A 14,912-nucleotide genomic window follows, 5' to 3' on the forward strand; every position below is an offset into this window, starting at 1 on the left:
CGGTCATACGTCCCAGGTGACCGGGAGACTCTTCACCCCGAAGATGTCCGCCGTCTCCGGGCGCAGCACCACCTCCTCGGCCGGTACGGCGAGACGCAGCGTCGGAAAGCGCCGGAACAGCGCGGGGAACGCGACTCGCATCTCCACCCTGGCCAGCTGCTGGCCCAGGCACTGGTGGATGCCGTGGCCGAAGGCCAGGTGCCCGCCCTCCTGCCGGCGCAGGTCCAGCACGTGGGGGTCGGTGAAGCGCTCGGGGTCGTGATCGGCGGTGTGGTACGAGAGGACGACGGTCGTGCCCGCCTCGATCAGCTGACCGCCTACCTCGACGTCCTCCAGCGCCGTCCGCATGGACGTCTTGGCGACGGTCAGATAGCGCAGCAGCTCCTCCACGGCCTGGTCGGCGAGGTCGGGTGCGGCGCGCAGCGCGGCCAGTTGCTCCGGATTGCGTAGCAGTGCGAAGGTGCCCAGCGCCAGCATGTTGGCGGTGGTGTCGAGTCCGGCCGCGAGCAGAATCAGACTCATCCCCTTCAGTTCCTCGTCGGACAGGTCGCTGTCGGTGAGCTCGCTGAGTACGTCGTCGGTGGGGTGTGCGCGCTTGGCCGCCACCAGTTCGGCGAGGTAGACCTGGGTCGCGGTGTAGGCCGCGATCAGCTCCTCGTCGCTCGACTCGCCGCCCATGAAGGTGTCGATCTGCTCCTGGAAGGAACCTCGGTCCTCGTACGGCACTCCCAGCAGCTCACAGATGACGATGGTCGGGATGGGCTTGGCGAAGGCGGTCACCAGGTCGGCCGACGGCCCCGCCTTCGCCATGGCATCCAGGCACTCGGCGGTGATCTGCTCGACGCGTTCGGTGAGCAGACGCATCCGCCGCACGGTGAACTTGCCCACCAGCGGCTTCCGGTAGCGGGCGTGCTCGGGGTCGTCCATGAGGAGGAATTCGCCGGGCGGCGCCGGCGGAACCTCGAAGTCGACCACGTTCAGCAGCTCCTTGCGCGAGCTGAAGCGCGGGTCGGCGAGCACCGACCTCACCAGGTCGTACCCGGTGATCAGCCAGCCGGGAATGCCGCCGGGGTGGGTGAAGCGGCTGACGGGTCCGTGCGCGCGGGCCTCGGACAGTTCGGCCGGCGGGTCGAAGGGGCAGCCGGGCCTGCGCTCCGTCGGCATCGCCGTGACGGTGTACGGGGATTCACCCATGACCATTCCTCATCTCGCGATATGACGTGTTCGACTCTCCCTGAAAGCTACGCTGCACATCGAATGACGGTCAATCATCGGAAAGGTATTCCTGCAGGTGAAGCGCCCAATATTGATGCAACGACGCTGCTCTCGAATGCAATGATGCGTTGCAATGAATGCCCTTGAAGGCAATACTGGCCGGCATGCCAGGAGGACGTCTCACCCCACGGGAACGCCAACGCATCGCGGCCGGTCTCGCCGACCGGCTCACCTACGCCGAGATCGCCAGACGGCTCGGCCGGCCGACGTCGACGGTCAGCCGAGAGGTCGGACGCAACGGCGGCCCCCGTGACTACCGGCCGCGGGAGGCGCAGGCGGCGACGGCTCAGCGGTCACGGCGCGGCGCTCCGTCGCCCGCACGCGGGCCGCGCACGTCCACAGTGCCGCCGAACGGTCCGCACGATCCTCGCGGCCCGGGCGGCACGGGCCTCCCGGGCACCGCCTCGGGCGACACCACGGACGGCGCGATGAACGACGCGGTGTACGAGGAGATCATCGAGCTGGTGGTCGGGTCGGGGCTGCCGAGGATGACGGCACGCGTGCACGTGGACCTGCTGCTGGCCGAGGACGGGAGGCGTACGGCGGCGGAACTGGTCCGCAGGCTGAAGGTCAGCCCGGCCTCCGTCTCCGTGTCCGTCAACTACCTGCTCCAGCACGGCTACATCCGACGCGAGCGCGATCCGCTGCGGCGTTGCGACATCTACGTGCTCGACGACGAGGGCTGGTACCACTCGATCGCGGTCAGTGCGCAGCGGACGCTGGAGATGACCCACGCCGCGCTGGCGGCGGCGGACAGGCTCGGCCCCGGGACCCCGGTGGGACAACGGCTGACCCGTGGCGGGACGTTCCTGGACCGCGTCGCCACGGACATGATGGAATCGGCCCGCCACTGGTGCCACCTGCTGTCCTGAGCGGCACGTGCGACGACACCGGCTCCGGGCACGGGCAAACCCCGCCCGCACGGGGCTGCCGTCAGAACGGCAGCCCGCGCACGGCTTCCGTCACGGCTGCCTGCGCACGCCTCCCGTCACGACCGCCCGCACACGGCTCCCGCGCACGTCTCCCTCACGCGTCTTCCGTCACGGCCGTCCCCTCACGCGTCTTCCGTCACGGCCGTCCCCTCACGCGTCTTCCGTCACGGCCGCCCACGCACGCGTCTTCCATCCCGGCCGCCGCTCACTTGAAGTCCTCCTCCGCGTACTCCCCCGCCGACCCCCGTGCGGTCCGCTCGCGCAGTTCGATGCGGCGGATCTTGCCCGAGATGGTCTTGGGCAGCTCGGCGAACTCGATCCGCTTGACCCGCTTGTACGGGGCGAGGACCGCACGGGAGTGCGCGAAGATCGCCTTCGCCGCCTCCGCGCCCGGTTCCCACCCGTCCGCGAGCACCACGTACGCCTTCGGTACGGCGAGCCGCAGCGGGTCCGGTGCGGGCACCACGGCGGCCTCGGCCACCGCCTCGTGTTCGAGCAGAGCACTCTCCAGCTCGAAGGGCGAGATCTTGTAGTCGGAGGCCTTGAACACGTCGTCGCGGCGGCCCACGTAGGTCAGGTGGCCGTCCTCGTCGCGCGAACCGATGTCGCCCGTGCGGTAGTAGCCGTCGGCCATCGCCTCGGCGGTGCGCTCCGGGTCGCCGTGATAGCCGGTCATCAGGCCGACGGGGCGGGCGGCGAGGTCGAGACAGATCTCCCCCTCCGTGGCGCCAGGCCTTCCGGTGACCGGGTCGAGGAGTTCGACGACGTAACCCGGGCTGGGGCGGCCCATCGAGCCCGGCTTGAGCGGCTGGCCGGGGGTGTTGGCGACCTGGACGCAGGTCTCGGTCTGGCCGAAGCCGTCGCGGATGGTGACGCCCCACTCGCGGCGGACGGTCTCGATGACCTCGGGGTTCAGCGGCTCGCCCGCGCCGAGGGCCTCGCGCGGCGGGTGCGCGAGGCGGGACAGATCGGCCTGGATGAGCATGCGCCACACGGTGGGCGGGGCGCAGAACGAGGTGACGCGGGCCCGGTCCATCTCGGACATCAGCCGGTCGGCGTCGAAGCGGCTGTAGTTCAGCAGGAAGACGGTGGCTTCGGCGTTCCACGGGGCGAAGAGATTGGACCAGGCGTGCTTGGCCCAGCCCGGCGAGGAGATGTTCAGGTGGACGTCGCCGGGCCGCAGGCCGATCCAGTACATCGTGGCCAAGTGGCCGACGGGGTAGGAGATGTGGCTGTGCTCGACGAGCTTGGGGCGGGCGGTGGTACCGGAGGTGAAGTACAGCATCAGCGGGTCGGTGGCCGGGGTCTGGCCGTCCGGGACGAAGGCGCTGGGTGCCGTGCGCGTCTCCTCGAAGTCGAGCCAGCCGGCCGGGACCTCGGCCGCGCCGAAGCCCCGTACCGCGATACGGGTGTAGTCGCCCGGTACCTCGTCGAACTTGGTGGTGTCCTCGTCCCGGACGACGACGTGCCGGGCGCCGCCGCGCTCGACGCGGTCGCGCAGGTCGGCGGGGCCCAGCAGCGGGGTGGCCGGGATGACGACGGCGCGCAGCTTCATCGCGGCGAGCGCGGTAAGCCAGAGCTCCTGCTGGTTGCCGAGCATGACCACGATCCGGTCACCGGACGAAACCCCGTGTGCGCGAAGCCAGTTGGCGGTCCGCGAGGAGCGCTCGGAGACCTCGGCGTAGCTCAGGACGGTCTCGCGGCCGTCCTCCTCGACGATGTGCAGGGCGGTACGGGTGTTGCCCTCGGCGATGCTGTCGAACCAGTCGAGCGCCCAGTTGAAGTGGGCCGGACGCGGCCAGCGGAAACCGTCGTACGCGGCCTGGTAGTCCTCGCGGTGCGCCAGCAGGAAGTCGCGGGCGGCCCGGAAGGCGGCCACTCCCGACAGCCCGCCCCCGGCCTCGCGATCACGCTCGCCGGCCCCCGCGCCGGACGCCCCGCCGACACCCCCGCCGGATCCCGCGCCGGCGCTTCCGTCCGGGCCCGCGCCGGATCCCGATCCCGCTCCCGAGTGCGTTGCCGTCATCTGTCCTCCTCGTACCGACCCTGTGCGTGTGCATCCTGTTTCAAGGGGGCCGTCTGCCGCCACCCCCGTACGGGAACCGGCGGCTGTCCGACGGCGCGGGCGCGCGACCACCGAGGAGCCGATCGCCGGGCGCCTGGTTACTCGGGGGCCGTGCCATTCGGGGGCCTGATCCCTCTGGGGGCGTGCCGCTCGGGGGCCCTCGGCTACCCGCCGGCCCTGGTGCCGTAGAACGCGGCGAACCGTACGTCGTGGACGGCTCCGGGGTTCAGCACGGCCAGCAGGTGCGCCGCCTCCTCGGCGATCTCCGTGCGCAGCGCGGCGTCGGCCTTGCCGAAGAGTTCGACGGTGATGCGTGCGGTGCCGTCCTTGGGCGCTTCCTCCGGCCGCCAGATCCCGGCGACCGTGCCGTCCACCAGGAGGGTGCCGTAGTTGACGTTGACGTACCAGGTACGGGAGGCGTATTCGGGCGGTGCGACGCGAGTGCGGTCCGCGTGCGAGAGCAGCAGGTTGTCGAATTCGGGGAGGAGCCGGACGGGGGCCGGGGTGCCCTCGTCCGGGCGGGGCGCGTCGGGGAGGTCGAAGAGTTCGGTGCCGTGCTCGTCGCGGAACACGAGGAGCCGGGAGCGGACCCTTTCGAAGGCGGTACGCAGCCGGGTCAGCCCGCACCAGGCCTGCATGTCCTTGACCGAGGCGGGGCCGAACGCGCCGAGGTAGCGCAGCACGGTCGCGTCGAGGAGCTCCTCCGTGGCGGACGGGGAGAGCTCGGGCTCCGGCCGGCCGAACCACTTGCGGGACGTGGTCAGAGTGACCTGGCCGCTCTCGCCCCAGAGCCCGCGCGGAGTGGTCTGCAGCAGGGGGAGGGCGCAGCGGGCGAGCGTCGCCAGCCCCTGCGGGTCGCTGTCCGGCCACCGCTCCAACAGCCCCTCGCGGAGTTCCTTGAGGCTCAGGGGCCGCTCCTCGACGAGTTCCCTGGCCAACGGCGCGAGCTCGGCCACGTCGACGCCGGGCAGCCGCTTGAGGAAGAGGCGCAGCTCACGGTCGATGACGGGCTGGACCAGCGGGCGCAGGGTGAGGCAGTCGTCGGCGGTGAGGGTGTGCAGGGTGGAGCGCATGGAGACGATACGGGCGACCTCTCGGGAGGCCATCAGCGCCGACAGCTCCTGCGGCACGAACCCTTCGAGGCGGGCGGCGAGGGCCTGGTAAGGCGGCTTGGTGTTCTGCGCCTGGAGGCCGACGAGGTGGTGGACGGCGTCCTTTGCGGGCATGGCCGTACGGGTGAGGAGGAGCTGGCGGGCGAGGGTGGCGCGGTTGAGGGCGCGGCGGGTGAGGACGGGGGTGCCGGCGGGGTGGGACCTGGGACGCGTCGTCATGCCCGCACGCTACTGCCCGTCGCGGGCGGCGTTGGCTCCCAAGGGGAAAGGCACGGCAGACCGGACGACGGTGCCTCTCACGCGGCAACGGGCACCGCACGGCACGCCGGACCGCAGTACCGCACGGCCCGCGACGGGCACCGCACGGCGTGCCGTACCCCAGCCCCCTGCCACTCCCCGCCAGCGGCGGCGCACGGCACGCGGGATCGCGTCGCCCTCCTACCGTGCCGGTCCCCTTTACCCCGTATATCCTGCTTCGTAGTCCGACGGAGGAGAGCGGGTCGCACCGATGGCAGCGAAGAAGCGCTCGTGGCGCAGGCAGCCTGCGCTCACGCATGCCCCTCCCCCGCCGCCCGTACCGCCCACCCGCCACCGGCCCGAGCCGCACGCCCACGAGAGTGTGGTCAACGCCGCCGTCTACCGCGACGGACTGCGCGTCTCCACCCCCAGCACCCTCGCCCAGACCTTCCGCCAGCTCCGTGAGCACCCGGACGGCATGGCCTGGATCGGCCTGCACCGTCCGACCGAGCCCGAACTCCTCTCCCTGGCCGATGAGTTCGATCTGCACCCGCTCGCCATCGAGGACGCCCTCGAAGCCCATCAGCGGCCGAAGCTGGAGCGCTACGGCGAGACCCTGTTCGTGGTGCTGCGCGCGGCCCGTTACCTGGACGCCGCGGAGGAGGTCGACTTCGGCGAACTGCACGTCTTCGTCGGCCGCGACTTCGTGATCACGGTCCGGCACGGTGCCGCTCCCGACCTGTCCGCCGTAAGGCACCGGATGGAGCAGGCCCCGGAACTGCTGGCCCTGGGCCCCGAGGCGGTGCTGTACGCCATCCTGGACGCGGTGGTCGACGGGTACGCCCCGGTCGTCTCCGGTGTCCAGACCGACATCGACGAGATCGAGACGGAGGTGTTCCGCGGCGACCCCGAGGTGTCGCGGCGCATCTACGAACTCTCCCGCGAGGTGGTCGAGTTCCAGCGCGCCACCCGCCCCCTGATCGGCATGCTGAACGGCCTGATGGCGGGCTTCACCAAGTACCGCACGGACGAGGAACTCCAGCGCTACCTGCGCGACGTCGCCGACCACGTCACCCACACCAGCGAACGCGTCGACGGCTTCCGCCAGGCCCTCACCGACATCCTCACCGTCAACACGACCCTCGTCACGCAGCAGCAGAACGCGGAAATGCGGGCGCTGGCAGTGGCGGGCTTTGAGCAGAACGAGGAGATCAAGAAGATCTCAAGTTGGGCAGCCATCCTCTTCGCCCCCACACTCGTGGGAACGATCTACGGCATGAACTTCGACCACATGCCGGAACTGCACTGGGTCTACGGATACCCCTTCGCGATCCTGCTGATGGCAGCAGTGTGTGCGAGCCTGTACTTCATCTTCAAGCGGCGGGACTGGTTGTAACGAGTGCCCCCGGAACGCCGGTCGGCCGCGCGTCTGCGATCGATCTGGAGGGCCGTGTCGTGGCCCCGGGGAGATCTGGGGAGGCTGCGCCGCACCGAGGAGGGGCCGTCGCTCCCCCTCCTGAACTCTCGGCACCTCTCACACGGCTCCGCTCCCGGACGACCTGTGCTCTTGGTGGGAATGGACGCCAGGCCGACCCCCCGTCGCACCTCGCGCAGCCTCGCCGGCAGGATGTCAAAACCACCTGACAGAAGAGCCGTAAACTCACAGAGGAGGTGACGCACCTGCTCGTCACCGAGGTCACAGTCCGGCGGCGCCTGGGCGCTGATCATCCCGGCAACGTCCTCGTCGCCGAACCATTCCGCCCCCACGCCCAAAGGTCTCGGCGCGGGGGCCCAAATGGTCGAGCGGCAGATCCGACCACTCGCCCGCGGCCGATTCCCACCGCACGCCGCACCCGCACGCCGTGGCGTCTTGGCCCTGCCTCACCGGCCGTCACGTGGCTCGACGCGGAAGTCGAAGGCGACAGTGCCCGGGTCGACGGCCGTCACTCCGCCGTCCACCGTCAGTACCGCCCCGTTGACCAGCGAGGCGGCCGGGGAGAGCAGCCAGGTGATGGCTTCCGCCACCTCGCGCGGCTCGCCCGGGCGGCCTGCCGGGCTGAGCCGGGTCGCCTCCTCGTAGGCCGCGTCGACGCGATCCGCGGCGGAGTCCCCGGCTCCCAGGCCCACTTCGTCGGCGAACCGTGCCATCCGACGGTCGGCCATGTCGGTCCGCACCCAGCTCGGGCACACCGTGTTGGCCCGCAGCCCGCGCCCGCCGTAGTCCACGGCCAGGGAGCGGCACAACTGGAGCAGGGCGGCCTTGGAGGTGGCGTACGCGGCGTTGCCCACGCCGTTGCGGAGCGCGGACACCGAGGCGACGGCGACAACCGAACCCCGCGTCTCCAGCAGGTGCGGCAGGGCTGCGCGGAGGAGGAGGAAGGGGCCCGTGACGTTCGTACGCATCACGGTGTCCCAGTCCTCCACGGACAGCTCCCCCACTCCGCCACCGCGACCGATGCCCGCGTTGAGCACCAGCCCGTCCAGTCGGCCGTACGCGGCCATGGCGGCATCCACCAGCCCCTGGACCGCGTCGGGGTCACCGACGTCGGCCGGGTGGGCCAGGGCGCCGGTCTCTCCGGCAACGCGCTCCAGCGGTTCGGCCCGCCGCCCCGAGACAACCACGTGGTGCCCGGCGGCCCGCAGCAACCGGGCGGTGGCCGCCCCGATACCCGTCCCGCCCCCGGTGACAACGACAACTCGGCGGTCGATCCCCGACATGAGGCCCTCCAGTCATGATCACGTGAGCCGTCCATCGTAGGCGGGCCCATCTTCCGGACGCTTGTCGGGTGTCGCCGCGAACGAGCGGGGGTGCCGGTCCCCAACGGCCCATGGCAGGAATGGCCTCGGCGGCCGTCGATCACCTTCCGTTCAAGACGGTGGCACCGATCGCCTTCTCGCACGCACCCTCGTCGGCCTGGTCGCTCAGGGGCGCGCCCTACGTTCCTGGACGGCAGGGGCTGGCGATACCGGAGGGAGTCCGTGACGAATCCATCCTCGCGTGCGCGGGGAGCAGCCTCCGACGGCCAGATGCTGGAGGCGGTAATCGGTCTATCCCCGTGTGCGCGGGGATGATCCCACCGAGATCGTCTGCGATCTGCTCCCGATCGGGCTGACGGCTGCGAACTGCTCGAGCCTGTGCTTCACCATTCAGAGGCGCGACCGTTCTCTGAGCAGTCGCAGTCCCCGCGTCGGCCGTGCGGTCCGCCCCGTGGCGGCCCGGCCACCTGCTGGTGGCAGGGGGCTTCCGCACCTCTGTTACGCCGCAGCGTTGAGACGCTGTGCCAGGCCCCCGTCGACCGGGAACTCGATGCCCGTGGTGAAGGTGGCGTCGAAGGCGAGGAAGAGGGTGGCCGTGGCGAACTCCTCTATCGTGCCGACGCGTTTCATCGGGGTCTCCTGGTCGCCCGCTTCGAGGAAGGCGGACCGTTCCTTGTCGGTCCAGGTGGGGACCGCCATGGTCGGTGTGTTGATGTAGCCGCCGCTGATCGCGTTGACCCGGATGTTGCGTGGGAGCAGTTCCGCCGCGAGCACCTGGGCGAACGAGCGGGCGCCGGCCTTCGAGGCCGAGTAGGTGGCCATCTGGGGGTAGCCCATGACAGTGGTGACCGAGGTGGTGAAGATGATCGAGCCGCCCTCCTCGATCAGCGGAGCGAGGCGCTGCACGGTGAAGAAGGCGCCCTTCGTGTTGATGGCGAAGGCGTGGTCGTAGCTGGCCTCGGTGACCTGGTCGAACGGCTCGATGGATGCCGTGCCGGCGTTGATGTGCAGGAAGTGGACCGTGCCCAGTTCCGTCGCGACCAGCTCCCCGAGGGCGTTGATGTCGGCCGTACTGGCGATGTCGGAGCGGACGGCGTGCACCGCGTCGCCGAACGGGGCGAGCTCGTCGCGGGCGGCCTCCAGGTTCTTCTCGCTGTGCCCGGTCAGCAGCACCTCCGCGCCGCCGGCCAGCAGGGCCCTCACCACCCCCAGCCCCATGCCGTGCGTCCCGCCGATGACGACCGCCCGCTTGCCCGCGTACCGCCCTTCGGGCCGCTCCCTCTCCTGGTGGCCTTCGATGTGGTGTGCACGTGTCGTGGTGGCTGCCTGGTTGTTCGTGGCTGCTTCGCTCTTCATGGCTACTTGGCCTTCCTTACGGATTCGATGGTGCGCGAGAGGCTGGCGGCGCCGTGACCGGCCTCGAGCTGCTGCCTGAGGGCGGTCTCCAGCGGGTCGAGGAGTTCGGTGCCGATGCCCCGGGCCCGGGTGGCGGAGAGGATGTTGGCCAGGCCGACCGCGTTGATGCTGATGTTGGAGACATCCGTGGCGTCGTAGTCACCGGAGTCGATCTCCGCCGCGAAGCCGGGCAGCGCCGCGGCCGCCGAGCCGAGCCAGCGGATGAGATGTCCGGTGATGTCCTCAGCCTTGATGCCCGCGGTCTCCGCGAGGGCGACCGCTTGGAAGAAGCCGGCGAACATTCCATACATCCCGCTGAGCAGGGCCAGGTCATGGACAGGGGTGAGGGAGGGGTCGGTGCCGACGAATTCGGCGGTGCCCAGTAGCTCCAGCTGGGGGCGTACGGCTTCGAAGGCGGTGGCCGAGCCGCTGTAGAGCACGAAGGACTCGGGTTTGCCGAGGGTCTGCGGCACCGCGTAGACGGCTCCGTCCAGGTACTGCGCTCCGTGCTCCGCTGCCAGCGCCGCCAGTTTGCGGGTGCCGTCGGGGGTGCTCGTGGTGAGGTTCAGCAGCGTCTTGCCTGCCAGGGCGGAGGCCGCGGGGGTGAGGACCGTGAGTGCGGCCTTGTCGTCCAGGACGTTGATGATCACCAACTCGCTCTCGGCGATGGCCTCGGCGGGGGTTCCGGCCCGCCGTGCGCCCCGCTCGACGAGAGCGTCGGCCTTGGCCGCGGTGCGGTTCCACACGGTCGTACGGTGACCGCTGTCCAGGTACGTCGTGGCCAGTGCCCGGCCCAGGTTGCCGAGGCCGAGAACGGCGATGGTGGGGTTGGGGGAGGGAGTTGCCGGAGTCTGGGTGGGTGCGAATGCCGGTGCCGCGGCCGCGGGGGCTTCGGTGGAGGCGCGCGGGGCGGTGGCGTTCTGCGGTGTGGTGTTCATGGGGATCACTCTGCTGACCTGTGCTGTCGGTCTGCTGTTGGAATCCTGTTGGCCGGTGTCGGCCCGGCTGTTGGGTGGTGCGGGTCTGGCTGCTGGCCCTGTGCCGGTCCAGCACCGCTGAGTGCCTGGTCTGCTTCCGGGCCTGGTCCCGTCCGGCTTCCCGTTGGCGCGTGGCTTGCCTGCCGGCCTGCCCCGTCCGGGCGCCGACCGGTGCCCGCGTCTACCTGCTGGCCCGGGTCCGCCCGGCGACCGGCCAGTGCCCGGGCGTCGGTCGGCGGCCTGACACGTCCGGCTGCCGACCGACGCCCGAGGCGCCATCAGACAGTGCCTGGCCCGCTGTTGGCGCGGGACGTCCGGGGCTGAAGGCGCCGCACACCCCGGGATATCGTTCACGCATGCGATTCGGGGTGCTTGGTGCGCTGACGGTGTGGACCCGGGACGGGAATCCCGTGGCGGTCCCCGGGTCGAAGGTCCGTGCCCTGCTCGCCGACCTGCTGGTGTCCCCGGGGCGCCCCGTGTCGGTGGACCGTCTGGTGGACGACCTGTGGGGGGACCGGGAGCTGCCCGCCCATCCGGCCAACACCTTGCAGGGCAAGGTCTCGCAGTTGCGTCGCGCGCTGGAGAAGGGCGAACCGGGTGCGGGGCGCCGGCTGGTGCGGTCCACCGCGGCCGGATATGCGCTCGTACTGGAGGATGCCGAGGACTGGGACGCCGGGCGGTTCGATGCGCTGGCCGCGCAGGCTCGCGCGGAGTCGGACGCCCGGGTGCGCGCCGGGGTGTTCGCGGAGGCGCTGGGGCTGTGGCGCGGGGCGGCGTTCGAGGACTTCGTCGACGAGCCGTTCGCCGCGGGAGCCATCGCCAGGCTGGAGGAGCAGCGGCTGACGGCTGTGGAGGACTGGGCGGACGCCTCGCTGGAAGCGGGCGAACATGCGTTACTGGTCGCTGAGTTGGGCGCATTCGTGGCCCGTCATCCACTACGTGAGCGGCTGCGGTCGGTACAGCTGAGGGCGCTGTACCGGGCCGGGCGGCAGAGCGAAGCCCTGAAGAGCTACGCGGCCCTGCGTGAGCGGCTGGGCGACGACCTCGGGCTCGATCCGAGCGCCGAACTGGCCGCGCTGCACGCCGCGATCCTGCGCCACGACCCCGGACTGGACGGGCCGCGCGCCCGGCGGCCCTCCCGGCCGAGCCCCGCCGCGCCACCTGGCGGGGCAGCCCAGAACCCCGCCCCGGCATTCCCGTCTGACTCATCCCCCACCCAGTCCTCCGGCGCCGTCGAGATTCCGCCGGGGCAACCCCGTACGAATCTCCCCGCACCCGTGACCGCACTCGTCGGGCGCACCGCGGCGGTGGCCGAGGTGCGTGAACTGCTCTCCACGGGACGGATATTGACGCTTACCGGGCCGGGCGGGGTGGGCAAGACACGGTTGGCGGTCGAGGCTGCGAGACGTTCGAGGGGCGAGTTCGCCGACGGTGTCTGGATCGTCGAAATGACTGCGGTGGACGGTGACTTGGCGGCGGTCGCCGAAATGGTGCTGCGGGTTCTGGGGGTGCGCGAGGAAGCGGGCATCAGTTCCGGGCATGGTGGCCGGGAGGCCGTCACCGGGGACGGGGGTCGGGAGGGCGTCACCGGGGATGGGGGCCGGGCGGCTGTCGATCGCTTGGCGGGTGCCCTGCACGGCAAGCAGCTGCTGCTCGTCCTCGACAACTGTGAGCATCTGGTTCCGGCCGCCGCCGAGTTGGCGCGGCGGCTGGTGAGCGCCGTGCCCGGTCTCCGCATCCTCGCGACCAGTCAGGAGCCGTTGGGCCTGGGCGGCGAGGTGCTTTTCCCCGTACCGCCGTTGGAGCTTCCGGCCGCCGGGGCGGGCGATGCTGCGGCCGTACGGGAGTCGACGGCCGTTCAGCTCTTCGTGGCGCGTGCCGCCGGGGCGCCGGGATTCGCCCTGGACGCCGGGAACGCCGAGGCCGTCGCGGAGCTGTGCCGGCGGCTCGACGGCATTCCGCTGGCGCTGGAGCTGGCGGCTTCGCGGGTACGGACCCTCGGCGTGCACGGACTGCTGGCCCGCCTCGACGACCGCCTCGAACTGCTGGCGGGCGGCTACCGCGACGCCCCGGCCCGGCAGCGCACCCTACGCGCGATGATCGACTGGAGCTGGGGGCTGCTGACCGCCGCCGAGCGGATCGTGCTGCGCAGGCTCGCCGTGCACGCGCAGGGCTGCACGCTGGAGGCAGCCGAGGCCGTCTGTTCCGGGGACGGTGTCAAACCGGTCGAGGTCCTCGACCTGCTCGCCCGGCTGGTCGACCGTTCTTTGGTGGTGGCCGTCGACTGTGCGACGGGGCCGCGCTACCGGCTGCTGGAATCGGTCAGGGCGTACTGCTTCGAGCAGTTGCTCGAAGCCGGTGAGGGGCGGGAGGTCCGCCGTCGGCATAGTACGTACTACATCGAACTGGCTGTCGTCGCCGCCCCGTTGCTGCGAGGCGACGAGCAGCGGCACTGGCTCGGCCGGCTCGACGAGGAGAGCGCCAACATGCGCGGCGCGCTCGCCTTCGCCGTCTCCGAAGGGCGCGCCGTCGAAGCGCTGCGGCTGGTCGACGCGTTGTCGTGGTACTGGGTGCTGCGCTCGCGCCTCACCGAGGCCCGCAGGTCGCTTGCGTCGGCCCTCGCGCTGCCGGTGGAGGGTGCAGGCGCATATGCCCTGCGATCGGCCGGCGCCCCTCCCCCGGTAGCCGCCCCCCTCCAGGTAGACACCCCTCTCCCCCTTCCCGCGCCGGACGCGGACCGGCTGCGTGCCCGTGCGGGTGCGTGGGCGGCCGGGCTGGAGATCCTGGCGGGCGGGAGTGGCGACGGGGAAGCGTGCCGGGCCCGGGTCCTTGCGGCACTCGCCCCCTGGGACGCCCTCGACGATCCGGCCGGACTCGCCGCCGCGCGTTGGTTCCTGGGCTCCACCCTGATGGGTTTCGACCTGTCCGTGGGTGAGGCGCTGGTCGACCAGGCTCTCAACAACTTCCGTTTACTGAATGACAGTTGGGGCGTCGCGGCAGCGTTGAGCGTACGTACCCGGCACGCGTTGGGCCGCAGCGACCTCGTCGCCCTGGAGCGCGACGGGACCGAGAGCGCCCGCCTCTTTGACGAACTGGGCGACCGGTGGGGGCGGTTGCAGACGGTCTTCCCGCTCGCCTCGCTCGCGGAGATCTCCGGCGACTACGTACGGGCCGCTCAACTGCACCAGGATGGGTTGGAGATGGCCGAGGAGCTCGGCATGTGGATGGAGGCGTCCAAACGCCTGACCGGGCTCGGCAGGATCGCCCTGCTCTCCGGCGACCACGTACGTGCCCGGGACATGCACGAGCGGGCACTGAAGCTGGCCGCCGACCAGAACTTCAGGGACGGGGAGGTCAGTGCCGAGATCGGGCTCGCCCTCGGCGCGCGCAGGTCGGGCGACCTCGACGCCGCCGCCGGGCATCTCCGTCCGCTGCTGGCGTGGTTCCGTCGGCTGGACTTCGGACCGGGGCTGACCCTGGTGCTGGCCGAACTCGGTTTCGTGGCCGAGCAGCGGGGTGACGCCCTGGCCGCTCTCGCCCACCACCGCGAGGGCCTGGAGCTCGCTCGCGGACTCGGTGATCCACGGGCCCGGGCGCTGGCCCTCGAAGGGCTGGCGGGCGTCCGGTCGTTGCAGGGCGGGCATCGCGAGGCGGCCCGGCTGCTGGGGGCGGCCACGGCGGCCCGGGAGTCGGTGGGGGCGCCGCTGCCGCCGGAGGAGCGGGGCGACGTGGACCGCATCGCGGCCCGGGTTCGCGCGGTTCTGGGCGAAGCGCCCTTCGAAGCCACCTTTGCCGCAGGTGCGGCGTCGGCGGAGCGCAGCCCGGTGCACGCCAGTGACACGGAGCCCGCTACCGGTCAGCCGGCACCCGCTTCCGGTCAGGCTGCACCGGCCGACGGTCCGCCTCCCCCGGACGGCGGCGCTGAGGAGCCCGTCGGCCACCGCCGGGCGCAGGCCGACGGTCGCGCACCGGCCGACGACCGCGCGCCGGCCCCGTAACCCAGGCCACAACCCCATCCCCGTAAACCTAGGGCACCCGGCACCCGACGCCCGGAGCCCGGCACCCCTCCCCCACCCAGAAGTCCCCGCACCAGGCACCCGAAACCCGCCCCCACCCAGAAGAGCCCCGCAGCCGAAGCCGCGGGGCCCTTCGTCCGTGCGCG

9 protein-coding genes are annotated in these 14,912 nt (G+C 71.5%); 3 read left to right on the top strand and 6 right to left on the bottom strand.

The window, feature by feature from the left end:
- Positions 1-3: 3 nt before the first annotated feature.
- Entirely contained in the window at positions 4-1,194 is a 1,191-nt protein-coding gene (locus ACFWVV_RS11560) for a cytochrome P450 (RefSeq protein ID WP_384346608.1), read from the bottom strand.
- Between the two features lie 185 nt (positions 1,195-1,379).
- On the opposite strand from ACFWVV_RS11560, the gene ACFWVV_RS11565 reads away from it, so the two are divergent.
- Positions 1,380-2,147, top strand: coding sequence for a MarR family transcriptional regulator (locus ACFWVV_RS11565; protein ID WP_384346605.1), 768 nt, complete (start codon positions 1,380-1,382; stop codon positions 2,145-2,147).
- 265 nt (positions 2,148-2,412) lie between these two features.
- Here the strand turns inward: ACFWVV_RS11565 and ACFWVV_RS11570 are convergent, their stop codons facing one another.
- Positions 2,413-4,233 carry an AMP-binding protein gene (locus ACFWVV_RS11570; protein ID WP_384346602.1) on the bottom strand — a complete coding sequence of 607 codons (1,821 nt, stop codon included), beginning with the start codon at positions 4,231-4,233 and terminating at the stop codon, positions 2,413-2,415.
- A 203-nt stretch (positions 4,234-4,436) separates the two neighbouring features.
- Complete coding sequence (locus ACFWVV_RS11575) at positions 4,437-5,603, bottom strand: winged helix DNA-binding domain-containing protein (RefSeq protein ID WP_384346599.1); 1,167 nt, start codon at positions 5,601-5,603, stop codon at positions 4,437-4,439.
- 289 nt (positions 5,604-5,892) lie between these two features.
- Here ACFWVV_RS11575 and ACFWVV_RS11580 point away from each other — a divergent pair, with 289 nt between their 5' ends.
- Positions 5,893-7,017, top strand: a complete 1,125-nt coding sequence (locus ACFWVV_RS11580) for a magnesium and cobalt transport protein CorA (protein WP_384346596.1) — start codon at positions 5,893-5,895, stop codon at positions 7,015-7,017.
- A gap of 485 nt (positions 7,018-7,502) precedes the next feature.
- Here the strand turns inward: ACFWVV_RS11580 and ACFWVV_RS11585 are convergent, their stop codons facing one another.
- The 3 genes from ACFWVV_RS11585 to ACFWVV_RS11595 all read right to left on the bottom strand — a co-directional run bounded on the left by ACFWVV_RS11585 (position 7,503) and on the right by ACFWVV_RS11595 (position 10,711).
- Positions 7,503-8,339, bottom strand: coding sequence for an SDR family NAD(P)-dependent oxidoreductase (locus ACFWVV_RS11585; RefSeq protein WP_384346593.1), 837 nt, complete (start codon positions 8,337-8,339; stop codon positions 7,503-7,505).
- A gap of 537 nt (positions 8,340-8,876) precedes the next feature.
- Positions 8,877-9,734, bottom strand: a complete 858-nt coding sequence (locus ACFWVV_RS11590) for an SDR family NAD(P)-dependent oxidoreductase (RefSeq protein ID WP_384346590.1) — start codon at positions 9,732-9,734, stop codon at positions 8,877-8,879.
- Between the two features lie 2 nt (positions 9,735-9,736).
- Positions 9,737-10,711, bottom strand: a complete 975-nt coding sequence (locus tag ACFWVV_RS11595) for an NAD(P)-dependent oxidoreductase (RefSeq protein WP_384346587.1) — start codon at positions 10,709-10,711, stop codon at positions 9,737-9,739.
- A 395-nt stretch (positions 10,712-11,106) separates the two neighbouring features.
- Here ACFWVV_RS11595 and ACFWVV_RS11600 point away from each other — a divergent pair, with 395 nt between their 5' ends.
- The gene (locus tag ACFWVV_RS11600; protein WP_384346584.1) at positions 11,107-14,748 is read left to right on the top strand and encodes a BTAD domain-containing putative transcriptional regulator; all 3,642 of its coding nucleotides are present in this window, start codon (positions 11,107-11,109) and stop codon (positions 14,746-14,748) included.
- Positions 14,749-14,912: the final 164 nt, after the last annotated feature.

Origin of the sequence: Streptomyces sp. NPDC058663, from assembly GCF_042716745.1 — a bacterium.
Taxonomy (GTDB): Bacteria; Actinomycetota; Actinomycetes; order Streptomycetales; family Streptomycetaceae; genus Streptomyces.

Bases quoted from the DNA above. Each gene is read 5' to 3' on its own strand.
- ACFWVV_RS11560 (WP_384346608.1), bottom strand. From the start codon at position 1,194: ATGGGTGAATCCCCGTACACCGTCACGGCGATGCCGACGGAGCGCAGG.
- ACFWVV_RS11565 (WP_384346605.1), top strand. From the start codon at position 1,380: ATGCCAGGAGGACGTCTCACCCCACGGGAACGCCAACGCATCGCGGCC.
- ACFWVV_RS11570 (WP_384346602.1), bottom strand. From the start codon at position 4,233: ATGACGGCAACGCACTCGGGAGCGGGATCGGGATCCGGCGCGGGCCCG.
- ACFWVV_RS11575 (WP_384346599.1), bottom strand. From the start codon at position 5,603: ATGACGACGCGTCCCAGGTCCCACCCCGCCGGCACCCCCGTCCTCACC.
- ACFWVV_RS11580 (WP_384346596.1), top strand. From the start codon at position 5,893: ATGGCAGCGAAGAAGCGCTCGTGGCGCAGGCAGCCTGCGCTCACGCAT.
- ACFWVV_RS11585 (WP_384346593.1), bottom strand. From the start codon at position 8,339: ATGTCGGGGATCGACCGCCGAGTTGTCGTTGTCACCGGGGGCGGGACG.
- ACFWVV_RS11590 (WP_384346590.1), bottom strand. From the start codon at position 9,734: ATGAAGAGCGAAGCAGCCACGAACAACCAGGCAGCCACCACGACACGT.
- ACFWVV_RS11595 (WP_384346587.1), bottom strand. From the start codon at position 10,711: ATGAACACCACACCGCAGAACGCCACCGCCCCGCGCGCCTCCACCGAA.
- ACFWVV_RS11600 (WP_384346584.1), top strand. From the start codon at position 11,107: ATGCGATTCGGGGTGCTTGGTGCGCTGACGGTGTGGACCCGGGACGGG.